The sequence below is a fragment of the Enterobacter sp. V87_3 genome (genome assembly GCF_029967835.1).
Taxonomy (GTDB): domain Bacteria; phylum Pseudomonadota; class Gammaproteobacteria; order Enterobacterales; family Enterobacteriaceae; genus Enterobacter; species Enterobacter cancerogenus.
Map to the genome: position 1 here is coordinate 508,592 of NZ_JASCAM010000010.1, position 20,776 is coordinate 529,367.

A 20,776-nucleotide genomic window follows, 5' to 3' on the forward strand; every position below is an offset into this window, starting at 1 on the left:
ATTAGTCCGCTAAAAACAGCGGACCCATTGGCGGTTTTGGAAGATCGAACCGGTCCGGATAATCCACCGAAACCAGATACAGCCCTTCCGCTTTCGCCGTTGCTGCCGCAAGCGTTCTGTCCTTCGCTGCCAGCAGCTCAGCAATCCAGCTCTCCGGCTGGTGTCCGGCACCCACTTCCATCAGGCTGCCCACAATATTCCGCACCATATGATGTACAAAGGCATTCGCTTTGATATCCACCACCACATACGCGCCATAACGACTGACGTTTATGTGCATCACGTTACGCCACGGCGTGCGGGACTGGCACTGCACCGCACGGAACGACGTAAAGTCATTTTCGCCAATCAGACACTGTGCCGCGCGCTGCATACGTTCTGCATCGAGCGGTTCATAGAAATGCGTCACGCCCTGGCTGAGCACCGCCGGACGCAGACGCTGATTGTAGATGACATAGCGGTAACGACGCGCCGTGGCGCTGAAACGCGCATGAAAATCATCGGGCACATTTTTGACCCAACGCACTGCGATGTCTCCAGGCAGATTCGCATTCACGCCCAGGGTCCAGGCGGCGTCTTTACGCACGGCGGTGGTTTCAAAATGAACCACCTGCCCCGTGCCGTGGACACCGGCGTCCGTCCGCCCTGCGCAAAGAACGTTAATCGGTTCGTTCGCCACCTGAGAAAGCGCTTTTTCCAGCTTTTCCTGCACGCTGCGCACTTCGTTCTGACGCTGCCAGCCATAGTATTTACTGCCATCGTACTCAATGCCGAGGGCAATTCTATGGACCGGCTTGTGTTCCACTTCTGACATCAGTACAGATACTCCTGCACCAGTTTCTCAGCGATTTTGACCGCCATCAGCGCACCGCCAAAACGGACGTTATCCGCTACCGACCAGAACTGAACCTGCTCCGGCATGCCGTAATCATTGCGCACGCAGCCGACTGAAAGATGCGCGCTTCCGGTTGCATCACCCACTTGCGTCGGGAATTCGCTCTCTTCCGAGAGGACGATGTCTTCACCGCGGCCAAACGCATCGCGTGCCTCTTCGGCCGCCAGCGGACGCAGCGCCTCAAAGCCCACCATCTGCGCATGGCCATAGAATACCGGTGACTGGATACAACTGGCGGAGATCATCAGGCCGTCATCCTGGAGGATTTTGCGCACTTCATCGACGATACGACGCTCATCACGCACGCTACCTTCACGATCCGGCAACAGTGGCAGCATGTTGAACGCCAGCTGGCGGCCAAAATAATCGTCTTCGTCAATCGGAACACCGTTAAGCAGTTTCGCGCTCTGCCCGGCCAGCGCATCGACCGCTTTCTTGCCGTTAGCAGAGGCTGACAGCAGGCTGGTCACGTTGATACGCGACAGACCACCATCGTCAATCAACGGCTTAAGCGCGGTCAGCAGTTGGCTGGTGAGGCTGTTCGGTACCGCAATAACGTTGCGGTTACGGTAGTCAGCCAGGACAAACGGGTTCACGTCCGGCACTACCAGTGGGACGTCTGGCTCCAGTGAGAACAGACCGCTCAGATCAATTACCAGGCAGCCCGCGTTAGTGGCGTCTTCAATGTAGGATGCGGTGGCTTCGGCACCTGCGGCGAAAAATGCCAGCTGCGCCTGCGTCCAGTCGAACTCAGCGGCGTCCTGGACCCTCACGGATTTACCGTTATAACGCAGATGTTCGCCCGCGCTCTCAGTACGCGCCAGCGCGTAAATATCGCCCACCGGGAACTGACGCTCAGCAAGGGTTTCGAGCAGGGCTTCGCCCACGGCGCCAGTGGCACCCAAAATGGCAATGTTCCAGCCTTCAGACATGGTGGTTTACTCCAGAAATAAAAAAGCGTCCCTGTCAGAGCATCCAACAGGGAGCATGAAGAAGACATTAACGCGCCGGGTGATGAACCGCGTTAAAACCCAGTGCGTGCAGCAGCGTCGCCGCTGAAGCATCATCGCAAATCACATACAGGGAAGACCATTCGCGACGCTCAACATAATTTTTGCGCAGCGCGTCAAATTCACCCGGGATCCCTGCCACCTTACGCAGCAGCGCGTCATCGCGGCGCACATCATACACCAAATGCACCAGCCTTTTCAGCGTTGGCTCATCAAGCGGGCCGTGGAGGGTAATACGCCCAAACTCGGGCGCGGGCAGCAAAGTATCCAGCGCAACCTGCTGCGGATGGCCGATAAAGGCGCTGTAGGCCTCAAAGACCTGAGTGGTACCCCGCGCTTTACCTTCAAGGGTATAGCCCGCGATATGCGCGGTGGCAACGTCTGATTTATTCAGCAGACTGACGTTCAGGTCTGGCTCTGGCTCCCAGACATCCAGCACCACGCTCAGATCCTGCCCCTCTTCCAGGCATTTCAGCAGCGCGGCGTTATCAACCACCGGACCACGGCAGGCGTTAATCAGAATAGTGCCAGGCTTGAGACGGCGGATGAGCGCCTCGTCCGCCAGGTGCAGAGAGGTATACGGCCCCGTTTTAAAGAGCGGCGTGTGGAAGGTGATGACGTCGCAGGCCTCGACCAGCTCGTCCAGCGTGTGGAAATCCCCTTCATCGCCATTATCCTTACGCGGCGGGTCACACAGCAGGGTGCGAATGCCTAAGGCTTCGAGGCGTTTTTGCAGGCGCCCCCCGACGTTGCCCACGCCGACAATGCCGACGGTACGGTCTTTCAGCGCGAAGCCGTCGCGCTCTGCCAGCATCAGCAGTGAGGAGAAGACGTATTCCACCACGGCGATGGCGTTACAGCCGGGCGCGGCGGAAAAGCCAATGCCCGCCTGGTTGAGCCATGCGTCATCCACATGATCGGTGCCGGCCGTTGCCGTCCCGACAAATTTAATCGCTTTGCCGGCAAGCAACGCCTCATTTACTTTGGTTACCGAGCGCACCATCAGGGCGTCGGCATCCTCCAGCTCGTTTACCGGGATCGGGCGACCAGGAACAGCCTTAACATCACCCAGGCGGCTGAACAGCTCACGGGCGTAAGGCATATTTTCATCAACGAGGATTTTCACGTCTGAGTACCTGTTTGAGAGGAAGAAAACCTGCCAAGTGTGCCATAATCTCGCCGCCGGGCATATATGTCTGCCCGGTTTAGGCAGAGTTTTGACTTTAAGGATTTTGACGATGCAGCCCATTTCAGGTTCGCCGCCTCGCCCTCCGGGTGAAGGCCCCGCAATGCCCAACGTCGCAGGCGAACAGCCGCTCTCAACGCAACAGCGCACCGTGCTGGAGCGTTTGATTACGCGTCTGATCGCGCTGACCTCACAGCAGAACGCTGAAGTGTGGGCAGGGGTTAAGCATGATTTAGGCGTCAGGAACGATGCGCCGCTGCAATCGCGCCATTTTCCGGCTGCCGAGCAGAACCTGAATCAGCGTATTACCGTTGCGCAGCAGAATCACGCCACCCGCCAGACGGTCTCGCAGTTAACCGAGCTGCTCGGCCAGGGCAATAACCGCCAGGCGGTGAGTGATTTTATTCGTCAACAGTTCGGTCAAACCGCGCTGAGTCAGCTCACGCCAGACCAGCTGAAAACGGTTCTTACGCTGCTGCAGAACAATCAGCTCTCCATTCCGCAACCGCAACAGCGCCCAGCCACCGAGCGCCCGTTGCAGCCAGCGGAACATAACACCCTGAAGCAGATGGTGGCGCGGCTTGCCGCTGCCACCGGCGAACCCACGAAGCTTATCTGGCAATCGATGCTGGAGTTATCGGGTGTCAAAACCGGCGAGCTGATCCCGGCTAAGCAGTTTACCAACCTGGTGACCTGGCTGCAGGCGCGCCAGACGCTCAGTACCCAGGCGACCCCGACGCTGCACACGCTGCAGGCGGCACTGAAACAGCCGCTTGAGCCGCGCGAGTTTGAAGCGCTTCGCGATTACGCCCAGCAAACCTGGCAGGCCACGCCGCAGACGGTGCTGACGACCGCGCAGGTTCAGGATTTACTTAATCAGGTATTCACGCGCCGCGCCGAGCGCGAAAGCGGCGTACCGGAAGTGCGCAATATCCAGCCCATTTTCAGCCCGCTGTTTGCCCCGGTGGTGGACACGTTTAAACATCTCTCTGCCCGCCCCGGGCTGATGTTTGTCGCGTTGATGATTGCGCTGGCGCTTTTCTGGCTCGTCGCGTAACCCGCCGGGTGGCGGTTTCACCTTACCCGGCCTGTAATGGCACACATTGCAGGCCCGGTAAGCGCAGCGCCACCGGGCAAAACTTACTCCCGACGAAATGCCAGGAGTGTCACCACAATCCCGACAACTGCCGAAATTGCCCCCGCCAGGAACACCGAAGGATAGCCAAACGACGTGGCTAACAGCCCCGCCAGCGGCCCGGTCACGCCATAGGAGATATCCTGAAACGCCGCGTAGCCGCCGAGCGCCGTGCCGCGTACCTGCGGCGCAACGCGTTTCACGACTTCAACGCCCAGCGCCGGGAAAATCAGCGAACAGCCGCAACCGGTTAACGCAGCCCCCAGTAACGCAACGGACGCGGTGGGTGCCTGCCAGAGCAGCACCAGACCGACGGTCTCGATCACCAGCGACGCCACGGCGACCTTCACGCCGCCGAAGCGATCCGGCATCCAGCCAAACAGCACGCGCATCAGGACAAACGCGCCGCCAAATGCGGTGAGGGTAAAGCCCGCCATCGCCCAGCCGCGGCTCATAAAGTACAGTGAAACAAACGTGCCGATCACGGCGAACCCTACGCCCTGCAGCGCCAGCCCAAGGCCCGGCTGCCAGATTTGCCCCACCACGCTCCACAGGGAGGGACGTTCACCTTTATGCGCCGGCACTTTGCGCACCGAACCGTTAAACGCCCAGGCTAACAGCGGCAGCGCCATGGTGGTGGCCGCCAGCGCGGCAAAACCAAACTGACTGTGGATCAGCAGGCCCAACGGTGCGCCTGCGGCAAGTGCGCCGTAAATGGCCATGCCATTCCAGGACATCACTTTACCCGAACGCGCAGGGCCAACCAGCCCCATCCCCCAGGTCAGGGTGCCGGTCAGCAGCTGGCTTTCGCCAAAGCCCAGAATCAAACGCCCGACGACCAGCAGCGCAAATTTGTACATCGGTTCCACCGGCAGAAGCGCCGCCAGTAGCCAGGCACCGCCCGCCAGGGCACAGGCAAACATCCCCTGCAGCGCCGAGCGCTTTGCGCCATGCTGGTCGGCCAGGCGTCCGGCGTAGCCACGGGTGAGTACTGTCGCTAAAAACTGAATACCCACGGCGATGCCGACCATGGTGTTGCCATAGCCCAGCTCCTGGTGAATAAACAGCGGGATTACCGGCAGCGGCAGACCAACGGTCATGTAGGTCAGGAATACCGCAAAAGCGATACGAAACAGCGAGACGTTCGCTGAAGAGGATGTTTCTGTTTGGGTTGCTGCAGTCATGCTTTACTCCAGAATGAAGAGTAAGGCGGGGAAATGCCACGCCCCCTCTACCTGATTATCAGGATTAAGGTGCGTTGGTTGACGTTAAACGCTTACGCATTATCGTGAGGATAATGTTGAGGTGTGGATTTTGCCTGCCCGTTCAACTGCTTGTCAATGCATAAAAAAAGGAGCCTGTAGGCTCCTTTTTACCGCTGCGTCAAACTCAGTCTTTCAGCTTACGCATCACCAGCGTGGCGTTGGTACCGCCGAAGCCGAAGCTGTTGGACATAACGGTTGTCAGCGTCGCATCGGTTGGCTTAGTCACGATGTTCAGGCCTTCAGCCTGCTCGTCCAGTGCTTCAACGTTAATGCTTGGCGCAATAAAGCCGTGCTCCAGCATCAGCAGGGAGTAAATGGCTTCCTGCACGCCTGCAGCACCCAGAGAGTGACCGGTCATGGCTTTGGTCGCAGAGATCGCCGGGCTCTTATCAGCGAACACTTCACGGATTGCACCGAGCTCTTTCACGTCACCAACCGGGGTCGAAGTACCGTGGGAGTTCAGGTAGTCAATTGGAGTATCAACGCCGTGCATCGCCATCTTCATGCAGCGCACCGCGCCTTCACCGGATGGTGCAACCATGTCTGCGCCGTCGGACGTTGCGCCGTAGCCAACGATTTCAGCATAGATGTGGGCACCACGTGCCAGAGCGTGTTCCAGCTCCTCAACCACAACCATACCGCCGCCGCCAGCGATAACGAAACCGTCACGGTGCGCGTCGTAGGTACGAGACGCTTTTTCCGGGGTTTCGTTATATTTGGTGGACAGTGCGCCCATCGCGTCGAATTCGCAGGCCATTTCCCAGCCCAGCTCTTCGCCGCCACCTGCAAACACGATATCCTGTTTACCCAGCTGGATCTGCTCAACCGCGTTACCGATACAGTGTGCGGAGGTCGCACAGGCGGAGCTGATGGAGTAGTTCACGCCGTGGATTTTGAACGGCGTTGCGAGGCAGGCGGAAACCGCTGAGCCCATCGCTTTGGTCACAACGTAAGGACCCACCGCTTTCAGCCCACGTGGACTACGCATGGCATCGGCACCGAACACCTGAGCTTTAGACGAACCGCCGGAGCCGGCGATCAGGCCAACGCGCGGGTTGTTCTGGTAAACGTCTTCGCTCAGACCAGCATCAGCAATCGCTTCCTGCATGGACAGATAGGCGTAGATAGAGGCATCGTTCATGAAACGAACCACTTTACGGTCAATCAAACCGGTGGTGTCCAGTTTGACGTTACCCCATACGTGGCTACGCATTCCCGAATCTTTAAACTCTTCAGAGAAAGTGATCCCGGAGCGTCCTTCACGCAGAGATGCCAGGACTTCCTGCTGGTTATTACCGATGCTGGAAACGATGCCCAGGCCAGTAATCACTGCACGTTTCATTCAATACCTCTGTCAGTCGCACTATAATAAGTTTCGAGTCGCACAATAGCGTACACTTGTACGCCGAACAAGTCCGATCAGCCAATTTCTGCGGAAATTTGCACCAATGGACACACATCGTTAAGATCGTGCCACTGCCTGTCAGACGAGTAACTTACGTGAAACAAAACGCTATACAACCCGCCAACCTCGAATTTAACGCTGAGGGTACACCTGTTTCCCGAGATTTTGGTGACGTCTATTTTTCTAATGATAACGGACTTGAAGAAACCCGTTATGTTTTCCTCGAAGGAAATCATCTCAGCAGCCGTTTTCCGCGTCACCCGCGTAATCTTTTTGTGGTGGCAGAGAGCGGGTTTGGTACCGGGCTCAACTTCCTGACGCTCTGGCAGGCCTTTGATCGTTTCCGCGTAACCCACCCAGAGGCTACGCTCCAAAGATTACATTTCATCAGTTTCGAAAAATTTCCGCTTACCGCAGGCGATCTTGCCCTGGCGCATCAGCACTGGCCGGAACTCGCGCCGTGGGCAGAACAGCTTCAGGCCCAGTGGCCACCGGCAATTGGCGGATGCCATCGTCTGCTGCTGGACGGTGGGCGCGTTACCCTCGACTTATGGCTGGGGGATATCAATACGCTCACCGATAGCCTCGATGACTCGATGAATCAGCAGGTAGACGCCTGGTTCCTGGACGGTTTTGCTCCTGCCAAAAACCCAGATATGTGGACGCCGCATCTGTTTTCCGCCATGGCGCGACTGGCCCGCCCCGGGGCAACGCTTGCCACCTTCACCTCCGCCGGTTTTGTCCGCCGTGGTTTGCAGGAAGCGGGCTTTACCATGCGCAAAACCAAAGGGTTTGGCCGCAAGCGCGACATGCTGGTCGGCGAGATGGAACACACACTGACGTTTCCCGCACAGACGCCGTGGTTTGCCCGCAGCCCCAGCGCATCGCGCGAAGCCGCCATCATCGGCGGCGGCATTGCCAGCGCCCTGCTTTCGCTCGCGTTGCTCCATCGCGGCTGGCAGGTGACGCTCTACTGCGCTGACAGCGCGCCCGCGGCAGGGGCATCCGGCAACCGTCAGGGCGCGCTCTATCCCCTGCTGAGTTCGCACGATCCGGCGCTGTTCCGGTTTTTCCCGGCGGCGTTCACCTTTGCCCGTCGCCTGTATGACCTGCTTCCCGTGGCGTTCGACCACGACTGGTGCGGCGTCACGCAGCTCGGCTGGGATGAAAAGAGCCAGCAAAAAATCACGCAAATGCTGTCGCTGGGCCTGCCGGATGCGATCGCCCACGCGATAGACGCGCAGCGCATTGCCGACGAAGCAGGCATTGAGACAGGCTGTGACGGTATCCACTACCCGTCCGGGGGCTGGCTGTGCCCTGCCGAACTGACGGCAGCGGCGCTGTCCCTTGCGCAGTCACGCGGCCTGACGGTGCATTACGGCCATAAGGTTGAGTCGCTCAGCCGGAATACACACTGGGAAGTGCGTTTTGACGATGGCAAGCAGGCGCAGCATGCCAGCGTAGTGCTGGCTAACGGCCATCACATCAGCCAGTTTGTGCAGACGGAAACGCTGCCGGTCTATCCGGTCGGGGGACAGGTGAGCCACATCCCCGCGACGGCGGAGCTGGCTAAACTGCGTCACGTGCTCTGTTACGACGGCTATCTGACCCCACAAAACCCGTCTAACGGGCAGCACTGTATCGGGGCCAGCTACCATCGAGGTCAAACCGACATGCACTACAGCGAAGAGGATCAGCAGCAAAATCGTCAGCGGCTGATCGACTGCTTCCCACAGGCAACGTGGGCAAAAGAGGTTGACGTCAGCGCGGGTGATGCACGCTGCGGCGTACGCTGCGCGACGCGCGATCACCTGCCGATGGCCGGAAACGTGCCGGACTATGACGCAACGCTTGAGGTTTATCAGGATCTTGCGGACAACCGCGATTCGGCGGCACGCGCACCGGTGTATCCGGAACTCTTCATGCTGGGCGGGCTGGGGTCACGGGGATTATGTTCTGCCCCGCTGCTGGCTGAAGTGCTGGCTGCGCAAATGAGCGATGAGCCACTGCCGCTGGACAAGACAACGCTTGCAGGGCTGAACCCGAACCGGTTATGGGTGCGCAAACTGCTGAAGGGGAAAATGGTCAAATCGTAGGCCCGGTAAGCGCAGCGCCACCGGGCATCAGGCAGAAGAGCCGTTTTCACGCCGGGCGGCGCATATGCTTGCCCGGCCTGCCTATCCGAACGCTAACTTATGATGTCAGGCTGGCTTTCTGGAACAAATTGTCCCACATGCCTAATACCAGAGACTGATCGCGTGGGGAGAGTTCCCCGGCCTGAATCGCTTTCTCCAGGCTGCGTGTGACTTCAAGATGCACCGCCTCGGCGGAGTGATCGTCCCCTGCTTCCAGCTCGGCAACGGCCAGCGTCAGGTGACCACGCAGATAACCGCTGGCGAACAGCTCATCATCGCTGGCGTGTTCCACCATGTCATCAATTAACGCCAGAATGCGTGATTCAAATTCTGCGATCATCTTCTTTCCTCTGTTAAATATCTTCCGGCCACGGGAAGCAGTCCGCCGTGATCTCCGGCGTGTGGTAATAATTCTGTAAAGCCTTGATAAAGCGCGCCGGACGTTCCGGAATGCCGTTTTCAAGGTAGTCCATCACCTGCGCGTGAACGCGGCGCTGGAACACAATACGGTCTGGTTCGAAGTTACCTTCGAGGTTGTCACAGCTGACGTTAAACGGGTAGCCTGCCGCGACGCAAAACAGCCAGTCGAACGCCTGGGGTTTGACTTCCACATCTTCAAACTTGCCCTGCGTTGCGGCGTCGCGCCCGTCCGGGCAGTACCAGTAACCAAAGTCCACCAGCTCGCGGCGCGCTTTTCCTGCAATGCACCAGTGGGAAATTTCATGCAATCCGCTGGCATAAAAGCCGTGCGCGAACACAATCCGGTTATACGGAACCTCAGCATCAGCAGGAAGATAGATCGGTTCGTCGTCGCCTTTAATCAGACGGGTATTAAAATCTTCAGCAAAGCAGCCATCGAAAATCTCGATCAGCTGTTCGTAATTATGCGTACTGTTCATTAGTTCATCCCCAACCAGTGGAGGATCTCCTGTCCGTGGCTGTCATAAAGAAGTTTGGCGCTCATCACCGCGGATACAATCACGATCATCGGACGAATGAGCTTCTGCCCTTTGCTTAATACCAGACGCGAGCCTGCGCGCGCGCCTAAAAACTGCCCTACCATCATCACAAAACCGGTCGCCCAAATCACCTTGCCGCCGATAATAAACAGCAGCAGGCCGCCGACGTTAGAGGTGGCGTTTAAGACCTTTGCATGCGCGGTGGATTTTGCCAGGTTAAAGCCCGCGAGCGTAACAAACGCCAGCGCGTAAAAAGAGCCGGCCCCCGGCCCGAAGAAACCGTCATAAAACCCTACGCAGCCGCCGGCAATCAGCGCAAACGGCAGGCCGTGCAGCCGACGCTGGCGGTCTTCTTCGCCTAATTTTGGCATTAGCAAAAAATAGAGGCCAATGCAGATAACCAGAATCGGCAGGATCTGGCGCAAGATGTCAGACTGAACGTGCTGCACCAGCAGTGCACCTGCGGTTGAGCCAATAAAGGTCATCGCAATATTGAGCTTTTGATCCGCAAGATTGACCACTTTGCGGCGAATAAAATAGAGCGAGGCGGAGAGCGACCCGCCGCAGGCCTGCAGTTTATTGGTCGCCAGCGCCTGCGCCGGGCTCATTCCTGCCGCCAGCAGCGCGGGCACCGTTAATAACCCACCGCCGCCCGCCAGGGCATCGATAAAACCGGCCAGCATCGCCACAAAAAAGAGCACCGCCAGCAGCAGCGGTGACACCATAAACAGATCGACGAAATTATCCATTAAAGTACATGCTCATCCAGTAGCGCCTGGCAGGAAGGCGGCAGCGGAGGCGGTGTCTTCTTCTCAGGCTTAGAGGTTCCAGGCTTGGCTGGTTCGAACCAGCTTTGCAGTTCGTAACCACAGCCATCGCCAGGCGGCGGCAGCGGCTGATCTTCACATTCCAGGCTGTTCGCCGGGCAGCGCAGACGAACGTGCATATGCGCACGATGCTGGAACCACGGGCGCACTTTGCGCAGCCAGTCGCGATCCGTCCCCGCATCCAGGCAGAGCTGCTGCTTGATGGCCGGGTTCACAAAAATTCGCGTCACGTCGTTATCTTCCGCCGCCAGCTTGATCATGCTGGAGACGTCGCGCGTCCAGAGCGAGGGGACCACGCTTTTGCCATCGCGCGCGACCAGATCCAGCGCCTGCGGCTTCAGCAGTTGCGCCGAACTCCAGCGCGTTTTTGGCAGCTGCAGGAAGATATCAACGTCCAGTCCGGTCTGGTGGCTGGCGTGCCCGCCGTTGAAGCGCCCCCCGGCAGGCATGCCCATATCGCCAATCAGCATCGTCCCCAGCCCCAGGTTATGCACCTGACTTCCCAGACGCTGGATAAACAGCACCAGATCCGGGTGACCAAAGTAGCGGCGCTGATCGGTACGCATCACCTGATACGTATCGGATTGCAAGGGCAGTTCCTGCGCCCCCACGATACAGCCGTTGGAGAACGCCCCAATCGACTGTGCGCTTCCCGCCACCGGATGGGTGATTTTTTGCCACGGCGTGGCGGCCAGACTGGCTCCGCTGGCGAGCAGCGCCAGCAGAGCAACAACGGTTTTTTTCATGTTTACCAGCGTGGTAGTGTGGTCGTCACATCCGCATTCTGCGCGCGCTGGCGCAGGAAGTGATCCATCAGCACGATCGCCAGCATCGCTTCGGCGATCGGCACGGCGCGGATCCCCACGCAAGGATCGTGACGTCCTTTAGTGATCATCTCAACTTCTTCGCCAGAGCGGTTAATCGTATGGCCTGGCACCGTAATGCTCGAGGTTGGCTTCAGCGCAATGTTGGCGACAATCTGCTGGCCGCTGCTGATCCCGCCGAGAATGCCCCCCGCGTGGTTGCTCTGAAAGCCCTGTGCGGTGATTTCGTCGCGATTCTGGCTGCCGCGCAGCTGAACCACATCAAAACCATCGCCGATTTCCACGCCTTTCACGGCGTTAATGCTCATCAGCGCGTGGGCGATGTCAGCGTCCAGGCGGTCAAATACCGGCTCGCCCCAGCCTGGCGGCACGCCGTCGGCTACAACGGTAACTTTCGCCCCAATGGAGTCGCCCTCTTTTTTCAGGCCGCGCATCAGCTCATCCAACGCATCCAGCTTATCGGCATCGGCGCAGAAGAACGGGTTTTGCTCAACCAGCGCCCAGTCGTTGATAGCCAGCGGAATGTCACCCATCTGGGTCAGACAGCCGCGGATCACGATGCCAAATTTCTGCTGCAGGTATTTTTTGGCGATGGCCCCTGCCGCGACGCGCATCGCGGTTTCACGTGCTGAAGAGCGTCCGCCGCCGCGATAGTCGCGAAAGCCATATTTTTGCTCGTAGGTGTAGTCAGCGTGACCCGGACGGAAGACGTCCTTGATGGCGCCGTAATCCTGGGAGCGCTGATCGGTATTTTCAATCAGCAGGCCAATGCTGGTGCCGGTGGTGCGGCCTTCGAAAACGCCGGAGAGGATTTTGACGCTATCAGGCTCGCGACGCTGCGTGGTGTAGCGAGAGGTTCCCGGACGACGGCGGTCAAGGTCGTGCTGTAAATCGGCTTCGGTCAGCTCAATGCCGGGCGGAACGCCGTCAACAATGCAGCCAAGTGCCAGCCCGTGTGACTCACCAAAGGTCGTCACGCGGAATAATTGTCCAATACTGTTTCCTGCCATCACGGCTCCGATGTCGTTATTTGTGTGTGAGCGTTGTGAAACGGGCCGAAGCCCGCTGGATTAATCTTTGTAAATGCTGAAGTATTCGCGCGCGTCGAGAAGCTGCGCTTTGGTCAGCATAAAGACGCCGTCACCGCCGTTATCGAACTCAAGCCAGGTGAACGGCACATCCGGGTACTGCTCTATCAGATGTACCATGCTGTTGCCCACTTCACAAATCAGAACGCCGTCGTCGGTCAGGTAATCCGGCGCGCAGGCCAGAATGCGACGCGTCAGTTTCAGGCCGTCAGAACCTGACGCCAGGCCGAGTTCCGGCTCGTGGCGATATTCGTTTGGCAGATCGGACATGTCTTCCGCATCCACGTAAGGGGGATTGGTGACGATAAGATCGTACTGCAGGGTTGGCAGGTCGCGGAACAGGTCAGAGCGGATTGGCGTGACGTGATGGATCAGACCGTGCTCTTCAATGTTGTGCTCGGTCACGGCCAGCGCGTCGGTGGAGATATCGACAGCGTCTACTTCCGCCTCCGGGAAGGCATAGGCGCAGGCGATTGCGATGCAGCCGCTGCCGGTACACATATCCAGAATGTGCTGCGGCTGGTGTTGGATCAGCCCTTCAAAGTGGTTGTTGATCAGCTCGCCAATCGGGGAGCGCGGCACCAGCACGCGCTCATCGACAAAGAACTCGTGACCACAGAACCAGGCTTTGTTGGTCAGATAGGCTACCGGAATACGCTCGTTCACGCGGCGGATCACGCGTTCAACGATGCGGTGCTTTTCGCTGGAGGTCAGGCGTGCGGTACGCATGTCTTCAGGAATATCCAGCGGCAGGTAGAGAGACGGCAGCACCAGCTGAACCGCCTCATCCCACGGGTTATCGGTGCCGTGACCGTACCAGATATTGGCGGCGCTGAAGCGGCTAACCGACCAGCGCAACATGTCCTGTATGGTATGCAGCTCGTTTACTGCTTCATCGACAAAAATTTTATCCACTCTTTCCTCCAGGGCATGCTCGCATAATTTTCGGCGGCTAGTTTGCCATGAAGACGGCGATAAATCAGCAATGACGCGTACCGCTTGAGGTTAAAAAATGCGTTTAGTCAGGTACACTGTGGGAAATCAGAGATGAGACGGACCAATGAAAAAGAAAACATCGCTCAGCGAGGAGGATCAGACGCTCTTCCGGCAGCTTATGACCGGGACGCGTCAAATCAGACAGGACACCATTGTCCATCGCCCTCTGCGCAAAAAAGTCACTGAAGTTCCGGTCAAACGTCTTCTCCAGGAGCAGGCGGATAACAGCCACTATTTTTCAGACGAATTTCAGCCGCTACTGAACACACAGGGCGCGGTGAAGTACGTGCGTGAAGACGTCAGCCACTTTGAGCTGAAAAAGTTACGTCGCGGGGATTATTCGCCGGAGCTGTTTCTGGATTTACATGGCTTAACGCAGATGCAGGCGAAGCAGGAACTCGGGGCGTTGATCGCCGCCTGCCGCCGGGAACACGTTTTCTGCGCATGCGTGATGCATGGACACGGGAAACATATCCTGAAGCAACAAACGCCGCTTTGGCTGGCTCAACATCCACACGTAATGGCTTTTCACCAGGCACCGAAAGAGTATGGCGGAGATGCAGCATTACTGGTGTTGATTGAAGTAGAGGAGTGGCAGCCACCGGAGCTGCCCTGACGGTCAGGCGGGCGTCGCATGCTGCGCCCCGCCTCATCGCACGTCACATCAGATAGCTTTTGCCATCTTCAGATTGCATGGACTCATTTGCCAGTTAAACACCCCTTTGCCCGTTTCGTCGAGAGTGACGTTGGCAATAGCGGAGGTCGTGAACATTGGCGGCGTTTCGCCCGGGCACAACTCAGAGACCAGGTAGCCGACCAGCGGCAGGTGGGAGATCACCAGCGCGGACGCGACACCTTCGTTGCACAGCGCCTGAAGGTAGGCACTGACCAGCCCAACATCGCCGCACGGGGTAAGCTCGGGCAACACATCCACCTCAGACGGCAGGTTCATACACTCCCCCACCACCCCCAGCGTCTGTTCTGCGCGCAGGAACGGACTTACCAGAACGCGTTCGATATCCACTTTTTGACCTTTAAGCCAGGTAGCCATCTGACGAGATTCGTCGCAGCCACAGAGAGTCAAAGGACGTACTGAGTCACTGGCGGCATCGAGTGCCGCGTCGCCGTGACGCATGATAAAAACTTGCATATTGCACCGCTTTTGTTAACCAGGATCACCAGCGTTAACTACCTGCGCTAACATCTTTGAGGTAGAAAACCCGATGGCCGGGCATTGTGCCTGATCCATTCGGTGAATGAAACGCCGTTTTTTACCTCATTGGCGTAAGTATAGTCAATCTCTGTTTACAACTTCGCCAGAACAGGTTCATTCACCACAGGATTTACCCTTCTTTGACCTCAACTTACGAGGACAGTTTCTCTTGCAGGCCAAAATGTCTGGCCCCGCTCCGCCATCTGCAATAATTCGTCACACGGTGTAAAGCGCGGACCATACTGCGAGGCAAGACGTTGCAGAATTGCAACTACTTCACCCGCACCGAGGGTATCCATGTACCGGAACGGGCCGCCAAGGAAGGGCGGGAAACCTATACCAAATACGGCACCGATGTCGCCATCGCGTGCGCTTTTGACAACCTGCTCACCGAAGCAGCGCGCCGCCTCGTTAAGCATCATCATGACGCAGCGTTCAGCACACTGAGCCGCCGACAGTCTTCCCTGCCCTGTGGTCGTAATGAGCCCATAAACTGAAGGGTCGACCTGTTTCTTGCTTTTACGCCCTTTTGCAGCGTAAAGATAGAAACCGCGTTCATTTTTTCTGCCTTTGCGATCGTCCTTCAAAATTGCAGAAACAATGTTTGCAGGCGGGCTAAACCGATCGCCGTAAGCGGCTTCCAGTACAGGTATAATTTTAGTGCCGGTGTCGATTCCTACCTCATCCAAAAGTTGGATTGGACCAACGGGGAAGCCAAAGGTAACCAGCGCCTCGTCGACGTGTTCGATCTTTTCACCCTCCGTCAGCAGCCGCATCGCTTCATTGATATACGGTGCCAGGATACGGTTGACGTAGAAGCCCGCTTTATCCGCTACCACAATGGGCGTTTTACCCTGCTTTTTCGCCAGCTTCACCACCGTAGCGACCGTTTGCGGGCTGGTGTTGGTGTGCGGGATGACTTCCACCAGCGGCATTTTTTCGACAGGGCTAAAGAAGTGCAGCCCAATCACCTGCTCAGGACGTGCGGCGTTGGCCGCAATCTCCCCAATCGGGATGGATGAGGTGTTCGACGCAAAAATGGTGTGCGGCGCACAGTGCGCCTCGACATCCGCAACCATTTGCTGTTTGAGCGCCAGGTCTTCAAACACGGCCTCAATCACCAGATCGCGATGCCTGAAGCCGCTGTAGTCCGTGGTGCCCGTAATCATCGCCAGGGTTTTATCCCGCTCGCTCGCCTTGATATGGCGGCGTTTGACCTTGCGATCAAGGTTCTGCCAGCTGTACTGCAGCGCGTGGTTTATCCCCTTCGCATTGATGTCTTTGATACGTACGGGCAATTTGCCTTTACTGGCGGTGACAAACGCAATGCCGCCCCCCATCAGCCCGCCCCCCAGCACGCCAACCGCCTGCAGCGGCGCGGGTGCCGCATCGCTACCGGGATCTTTTTTTACCTCCGTGCTGGCAAAGAAAATATTGCGCAGCGCCTGAGATTGCGGCGTCATCGCCAGCTCGCCAAAGGCTTTTGCTTCGACGGCATAACCGCTGCTGGCACCTTGCGATAACCCGGTTTCAATCACCTCCAGGATCCGCTTCGCCGCCGGATAATTACCTCGTGTTTTTTGCTCGGTTTTCTTGCCTGCCAGTTTGAACAGCACCGCACGCCCCAGCGGCCCGGCCAGAATGCGCTCGCGCACCGGCAGGGGACGTTTTGCCTGTCGTCCTTTTAGCGCGCGTTCAACGGCGGCCTCGAGCAAGATTGCCTGCGGGACCACCTCATCCACCAGGCCGGCTTTCAGCGCCTGGCGGGCGCGAAGCTGTTTCCCGGTGAGGATCATCTCCAGCGCGGTGCTTACCCCCACCAGACGCGGCAGGCGCTGCGTTCCGCCGGAGCCTGGCAGCAGCCCAAGTTGCACTTCAGGCAGGCCCAGCACGGTTTTCGCATCGTCGGTACAGATGCGGCTATGACAGGCTAACGCCAGCTCCAGCCCGCCGCCCAGGCACGCGCCGTGAATCGCCGCAATGACGGGGATCGGCAGCGCATGAATTTCTGCCATCACCTGCTGCCCCTGACGCGCCAGCGCTTCGGCTTCCTGAGCGCTTTGCGCGCGGGCAATCATGTTGATATCCGCTCCGGCGATAAAATTATCCGGCTTGGCGGAGATAAAAACCAGGCCGCGCAGGGCTTTGTTCTCGCGAACGTGCTTTAGCATCTCGCGCACCTGCACGCCAAACTCTGCCTTCAGGGTATTCATCTTTTCATCAGGCACATCGATGGTGATGACGGCGACGTTATCGAGGCGTACAACCAGATTAAATGCAGATGTCGTGTCCATTATTCCGCCTCCAGAACCATTGCCGCACCCAGGCCGCCCGCCGCGCAGGCGGTCACCAGACCAAAACCACCGCCACGGCGGCGTAGCTCATGTAACGTTTGCGTGATCATTCGCGCGCCCGTCGCCGCAAACGGATGACCGTAGGCGATGGAGCCGCCGAGAACGTTAAACTTGCTCTGATCCACCTCGCCGGTCGCATGCGTGCGGCCAAGCACATCGCGGGCAAAACGTTCGCTTGCCAGCAACTGGAGATTTGCCAGGGTTTGGGCTGCAAAGGCTTCGTGCATATCGATCAGGGTTAAATCAGAGAGCGACAGCCCGGCGCGTTCCAGCGCCAGGGGCGTTGACCAGGCGGGGCCTAGCAGCATGTCCTGCCAGACATCGATGGCCGTGAACGCGTAGCTGCGTAAATATCCCAACGGGGTGAGTCCCAGCTCTTTGGCGCGGGACTCGGTCATCAGGATCACCGCCGCAGCACCGTCAGTTAGCGGCGTACTGTTGGCGGCCGTGACGGTGCCGTGCTTGCGATCAAACGCCGGGCGTAATTTTGCGTAATCCGCCAGCGTCGAGGCTCCACGGATGTTGTTATCTTCCACGAGCGGCTCGCGATAAGGTGGCGTATAGGCCGCCATGACCTCATCAGCCAGCTTGCCTTCTGCCCAGGCTTTTGCGGCGAGCTGGTGCGAGCGGTGCGCCAGCGCATCCTGTTGCTCACGCGTGATGCCGTAGGTTTTCGCCATCTGTTCAGCGGTGTCGCCCATGCGCAGCCCGGTGGAATACTCCGCTACGGCGGGGGGAACCGGCATGAGATCGCGTAACCGTAAACGCGAGAAAAGTTTGAGTTTCTGTCCGGCAGTGCGCGCCTTGTTGGCATCTACCAGGATCCGCGCCAGCTTTTTACTCACGCCAATCGGCAGGACTGAAGATGAATCCGCGCCGCCGGCAATCCCGGCTCGAATGGTGCCCGCCATCAGGCTTTCCGCGACGTTGGCAACCGCCTGGAAGCTGGTCGCACAGGCGCGGCTGACGCTGTAGGCATCGGTGTGCACGTTCATGCCCGTTCCAAGAACGATTTCGCGCGCGATATTGGGCGCTTCCGGCATCTGAACGACCTGGCCGAAAACCAACTGTTCAATGACCTCGGGGGGTATTTCGCTGCGAGCCAGCATTTCACCCACTACCATTTTCCCCAGATCGACTGCCGGTACTCCGTGAAATGCGGTTGCCTGGCGCGCAAACGGCGTGCGTAACCCGCTGACAATGGCGATGCGGTCACCGTGTCGGGTGATAAGCGGTAATGCCTGACTCATAACACTCCCCTGTAAAATTTTTATGCTGACGCACAAAGTGGTCTGACCTGATAACAGTCTTAACCATTTTTTTACATTGAGCCAATCGGGGAAACGAAAAAGTGCGAGCTAAGACACAGAGAAGGAAAAGAAAATGCCCCTGTTGAGCAGAGGCATTGTTGGGGTTTTTGCCCTCTCAGGTAAAAGAAGGCCGCAGACTGGTGGAATTAACGCAGACCCAGCTGGAAAATCAGGGTTTCGGCTTCGCAGGCAAAAACAAAATCGATGTCCAGCTGCACGCCGCCATCCACTTCAGTAAAGGTGGACGTGATTTCGCACGGATCGGATTCCACCTCGCGCGCACGCTGGCTCAGCGCGGCCAGGGTTTCTTCCGCTTCGGCACGGTTGCTGAACACACGGCTGTAAGACGCGGTGCAATCGGTGTTGTCCATGATGGTTCCAACATCCATACAGCAGCAAACCGGGGTTTCATCAGCACTGCATTTACTCATAGCTCAATTTCCTCTGTATTCGCGTAAGACGCGAGACAAACACGTTGAGGATATTTTACGCCCCGGCGCAGCCTCTCTCCAGCCGTTAATGAGGCAAAATGAGATAAGTGACCGATATCACGCTAAAAAATGATCTAAAACAAAAATCCCTTTTTCGGACGACGCCCTATGGTCACATTTTTGCCAACCAGATCTCGTTTCTAGAAACATGTTTGAAAATATTAATAAACATACTTGCAACATTCCAGCTGGTCAGACCTATACTCTCGCCACTGGTCTGATTTGTCTGCGGTATCTCAGACCCTACACTTCGCGCTCCTGTTACGGTATGTAACAAATATTGAATAAAAATAACTCAATGAGGTTATGGTCATGAGCCAGAAAACCCTGTTTAAAAAGACTGCGTTAGCAGTTGCAGTGGCAATCGTCTCAACGTCCGCCTGGTCAGCGGGCTTCCAGTTAAACGAATTTTCTTCCTCTGGCCTTGGCCGTGCGTATTCCGGGGAAGGTGCAATTGCCGATGACGCAGGCAATGCCAGCCGCAACCCGGCGCTGATCATGATGTTTGATCGCCCAATGTTCTCCGCAGGCGCTATTTTTGTCGATCCGGGTGTGGATATCACCGGGACCTCGCCTACGGGTGCCAGCCTGAACTCTGATAACATCGCGCCTACGGCATGGGTACCTAACCTGCACTTCGTCGCGCCTATCAACGATCAGTTCGGCTGGGGTGCATCCGTCACCTCAAACTACGGTTTAGCGACCGAGTTTAATAACAACTACGCGGCCGGTGCTTACGGTGGTAAAACCGACCTCGAAACGCTCAACCTGAACCTGAGCGGTGCATACCGTCTGAACAACCACTGGAGCTTCGGCGTTGGCTTTGATGCGGTATACGCCAGAGCGAAAATCGAACGTTACGCGGGCGACCTCGGTCAGATCGTAGCGGGCTCAGGCGTTCTGCCGCCCGTCCCTGGCCTTGCGCAGCAGGTTGCGGGACTGCCTGCAGATACCCAAATTGCGCACCTGAAGGGTGATGAGTGGGGCTTTGGCTGGAACGCCGGTATCCTGTACGAAATCGACAAGGATAACCGTTACGGCTTTACCTACCGCTCTGAAGTGAAAATTGACTTTGACGGCGACTACAAGAGCAGTCTGCCTTCCGCTTATAACCAGATCCTCGGCAGCTTCGGTCTGCCAATGGGCACCGATGGCCGCACCACGGGCGGTTCTCTGAGCCTGCATTTACCTGAAATGTGGGAACTGTCGGGTTATAACAAAGTGGCACCGCAGTGGGCCGTTCACTATAGCCTGACCTACACCAGCTGGAGCCAGTTCCAGGAACTTAAGGCCACCAACAGCAACGGCGATACCCTCTTCTATAAAGATGAAAGCTTCCGTGACGCGTACCGTATCGCGCTGGGGACGACCTACTATATGGATGACAACTGGACATTCCGTACCGGTATTGCCTTCGATGACAGCCCGGTACCAGCGGATAAGCGCTCTATCTCCATCCCGGATCAGGACCGCTTCTGGCTGAGCGCCGGTGCGACCTATGCCTTTAACAAAGATGCCTCTATCGATGCGGGCGTCTCTTATATGCACGGTCAGAAAGTGTCGTTCCAGGAAGGCCCGTATGAGTTCTCTTCTGAAGGTAAAGCCTGGCTGTACGGCATGAACTTCAACTACGCGTTCTAATCGCGCGCAGATCAAAAAAAGGTGAGCATTGCTCACCTTTTT

General features: G+C 57.5%; 19 protein-coding genes. 4 read left to right on the forward strand and 15 right to left on the reverse strand.

Features of this window, described 5'->3' with window-relative positions; genetic code table 11:
* Position 1 precedes the first annotated feature (1 nt).
* The 3 genes from truA to pdxB all read right to left on the reverse strand — a co-directional run bounded on the left by truA (position 2) and on the right by pdxB (position 3,031).
* Positions 2–814, reverse strand: a complete 813-nt coding sequence (truA, locus tag QLG21_RS03040) for a tRNA pseudouridine(38-40) synthase TruA (protein ID WP_088207994.1) — start codon at positions 812–814, stop codon at positions 2–4.
* Entirely contained in the window at positions 814–1,827 is a 1,014-nt protein-coding gene (locus QLG21_RS03045) for an aspartate-semialdehyde dehydrogenase (RefSeq protein ID WP_282483858.1), read from the reverse strand. Before QLG21_RS03045 ends, truA begins: the two co-directional genes overlap by 1 nt.
* A 67-nt stretch (positions 1,828–1,894) precedes the next feature.
* On the reverse strand, positions 1,895–3,031 hold the full coding sequence (pdxB, locus tag QLG21_RS03050; RefSeq protein ID WP_282483859.1) for a 4-phosphoerythronate dehydrogenase PdxB: 1,137 nt from the start codon (positions 3,029–3,031) through the stop codon (positions 1,895–1,897).
* Between the two features lie 112 nt (positions 3,032–3,143).
* Here pdxB and flk point away from each other — a divergent pair, with 112 nt between their 5' ends.
* Positions 3,144–4,148 carry a flagella biosynthesis regulator Flk gene (gene flk / locus QLG21_RS03055; protein WP_042320340.1) on the forward strand — a complete coding sequence of 335 codons (1,005 nt, stop codon included), beginning with the start codon at positions 3,144–3,146 and terminating at the stop codon, positions 4,146–4,148.
* An 83-nt stretch (positions 4,149–4,231) separates the two neighbouring features.
* On the opposite strand, the gene QLG21_RS03060 is transcribed toward flk, so the two are convergent.
* Positions 4,232–5,410, reverse strand: a complete 1,179-nt coding sequence (locus QLG21_RS03060; protein WP_282483860.1) for an MFS transporter — start codon at positions 5,408–5,410, stop codon at positions 4,232–4,234.
* Between the two features lie 205 nt (positions 5,411–5,615).
* A complete protein-coding gene (gene fabB / locus QLG21_RS03065; protein ID WP_006176557.1) occupies positions 5,616–6,833 on the reverse strand; it encodes a beta-ketoacyl-ACP synthase I in 1,218 nt (405 codons plus the stop codon).
* Positions 6,834–6,991: 158 nt separating this feature from the next.
* On the opposite strand from fabB, the gene mnmC reads away from it, so the two are divergent.
* Positions 6,992–8,992 (forward strand): bifunctional tRNA (5-methylaminomethyl-2-thiouridine)(34)-methyltransferase MnmD/FAD-dependent 5-carboxymethylaminomethyl-2-thiouridine(34) oxidoreductase MnmC, encoded by a 2,001-nt coding sequence (gene mnmC / locus QLG21_RS03070; RefSeq protein WP_282483861.1) that lies wholly within the window; start codon positions 6,992–6,994, stop codon positions 8,990–8,992.
* A gap of 97 nt (positions 8,993–9,089) precedes the next feature.
* On the opposite strand, the gene QLG21_RS03075 is transcribed toward mnmC, so the two are convergent.
* The 6 genes from QLG21_RS03075 to prmB are packed head-to-tail and all read right to left on the reverse strand — an operon-like array spanning position 9,090 to position 13,644.
* On the reverse strand, positions 9,090–9,371 hold the full coding sequence (locus QLG21_RS03075; protein ID WP_282483862.1) for a YfcL family protein: 282 nt from the start codon (positions 9,369–9,371) through the stop codon (positions 9,090–9,092).
* Between the two features lie 13 nt (positions 9,372–9,384).
* Entirely contained in the window at positions 9,385–9,930 is a 546-nt protein-coding gene (locus tag QLG21_RS03080) for an elongation factor P hydroxylase (RefSeq protein ID WP_282483863.1), read from the reverse strand.
* Positions 9,930–10,739: a sulfite exporter TauE/SafE family protein gene (locus QLG21_RS03085; RefSeq protein ID WP_006176562.1), complete on the reverse strand. Its 810-nt coding sequence runs from the start codon at positions 10,737–10,739 to the stop codon at positions 9,930–9,932. The genes QLG21_RS03080 and QLG21_RS03085 overlap by 1 nt, the downstream gene beginning before the upstream one ends.
* Positions 10,739–11,563 carry a penicillin-insensitive murein endopeptidase gene (mepA, locus tag QLG21_RS03090; RefSeq protein ID WP_088207988.1) on the reverse strand — a complete coding sequence of 275 codons (825 nt, stop codon included), beginning with the start codon at positions 11,561–11,563 and terminating at the stop codon, positions 10,739–10,741. The genes QLG21_RS03085 and mepA overlap by 1 nt, the downstream gene beginning before the upstream one ends.
* A 2-nt stretch (positions 11,564–11,565) precedes the next feature.
* The gene (gene aroC, locus QLG21_RS03095) at positions 11,566–12,651 is read right to left on the reverse strand and encodes a chorismate synthase (protein WP_058609895.1); all 1,086 of its coding nucleotides are present in this window, start codon (positions 12,649–12,651) and stop codon (positions 11,566–11,568) included.
* 60 nt (positions 12,652–12,711) lie between these two features.
* Positions 12,712–13,644: a 50S ribosomal protein L3 N(5)-glutamine methyltransferase gene (gene prmB / locus QLG21_RS03100; RefSeq protein WP_006176565.1), complete on the reverse strand. Its 933-nt coding sequence runs from the start codon at positions 13,642–13,644 to the stop codon at positions 12,712–12,714.
* A 145-nt stretch (positions 13,645–13,789) separates the two neighbouring features.
* Between prmB and smrB the strand changes: the two genes are divergently transcribed.
* Positions 13,790–14,341 carry an endonuclease SmrB gene (smrB, locus tag QLG21_RS03105; RefSeq protein ID WP_006176566.1) on the forward strand — a complete coding sequence of 184 codons (552 nt, stop codon included), beginning with the start codon at positions 13,790–13,792 and terminating at the stop codon, positions 14,339–14,341.
* A gap of 48 nt (positions 14,342–14,389) precedes the next feature.
* Here the strand turns inward: smrB and sixA are convergent, their stop codons facing one another.
* The 4 genes from sixA to QLG21_RS03125 form a co-directional block, all read right to left on the reverse strand.
* Positions 14,390–14,875 (reverse strand): phosphohistidine phosphatase SixA, encoded by a 486-nt coding sequence (gene sixA, locus QLG21_RS03110; RefSeq protein WP_006176567.1) that lies wholly within the window; start codon positions 14,873–14,875, stop codon positions 14,390–14,392.
* Positions 14,876–15,084: 209 nt separating this feature from the next.
* The gene (gene fadJ, locus QLG21_RS03115) at positions 15,085–17,232 is read right to left on the reverse strand and encodes a fatty acid oxidation complex subunit alpha FadJ (RefSeq protein ID WP_137849450.1); all 2,148 of its coding nucleotides are present in this window, start codon (positions 17,230–17,232) and stop codon (positions 15,085–15,087) included.
* Entirely contained in the window at positions 17,232–18,542 is a 1,311-nt protein-coding gene (gene fadI / locus QLG21_RS03120) for an acetyl-CoA C-acyltransferase FadI (protein ID WP_006176569.1), read from the reverse strand. Before fadI ends, fadJ begins: the two co-directional genes overlap by 1 nt.
* 206 nt (positions 18,543–18,748) lie before the next feature.
* A complete protein-coding gene (locus QLG21_RS03125) occupies positions 18,749–19,033 on the reverse strand; it encodes a YfcZ/YiiS family protein (RefSeq protein WP_042320346.1) in 285 nt (94 codons plus the stop codon).
* A 372-nt stretch (positions 19,034–19,405) separates the two neighbouring features.
* Here QLG21_RS03125 and fadL point away from each other — a divergent pair, with 372 nt between their 5' ends.
* Positions 19,406–20,734 (forward strand): long-chain fatty acid transporter FadL, encoded by a 1,329-nt coding sequence (gene fadL / locus QLG21_RS03130; RefSeq protein WP_058610259.1) that lies wholly within the window; start codon positions 19,406–19,408, stop codon positions 20,732–20,734.
* Positions 20,735–20,776 lie beyond the last annotated feature (42 nt).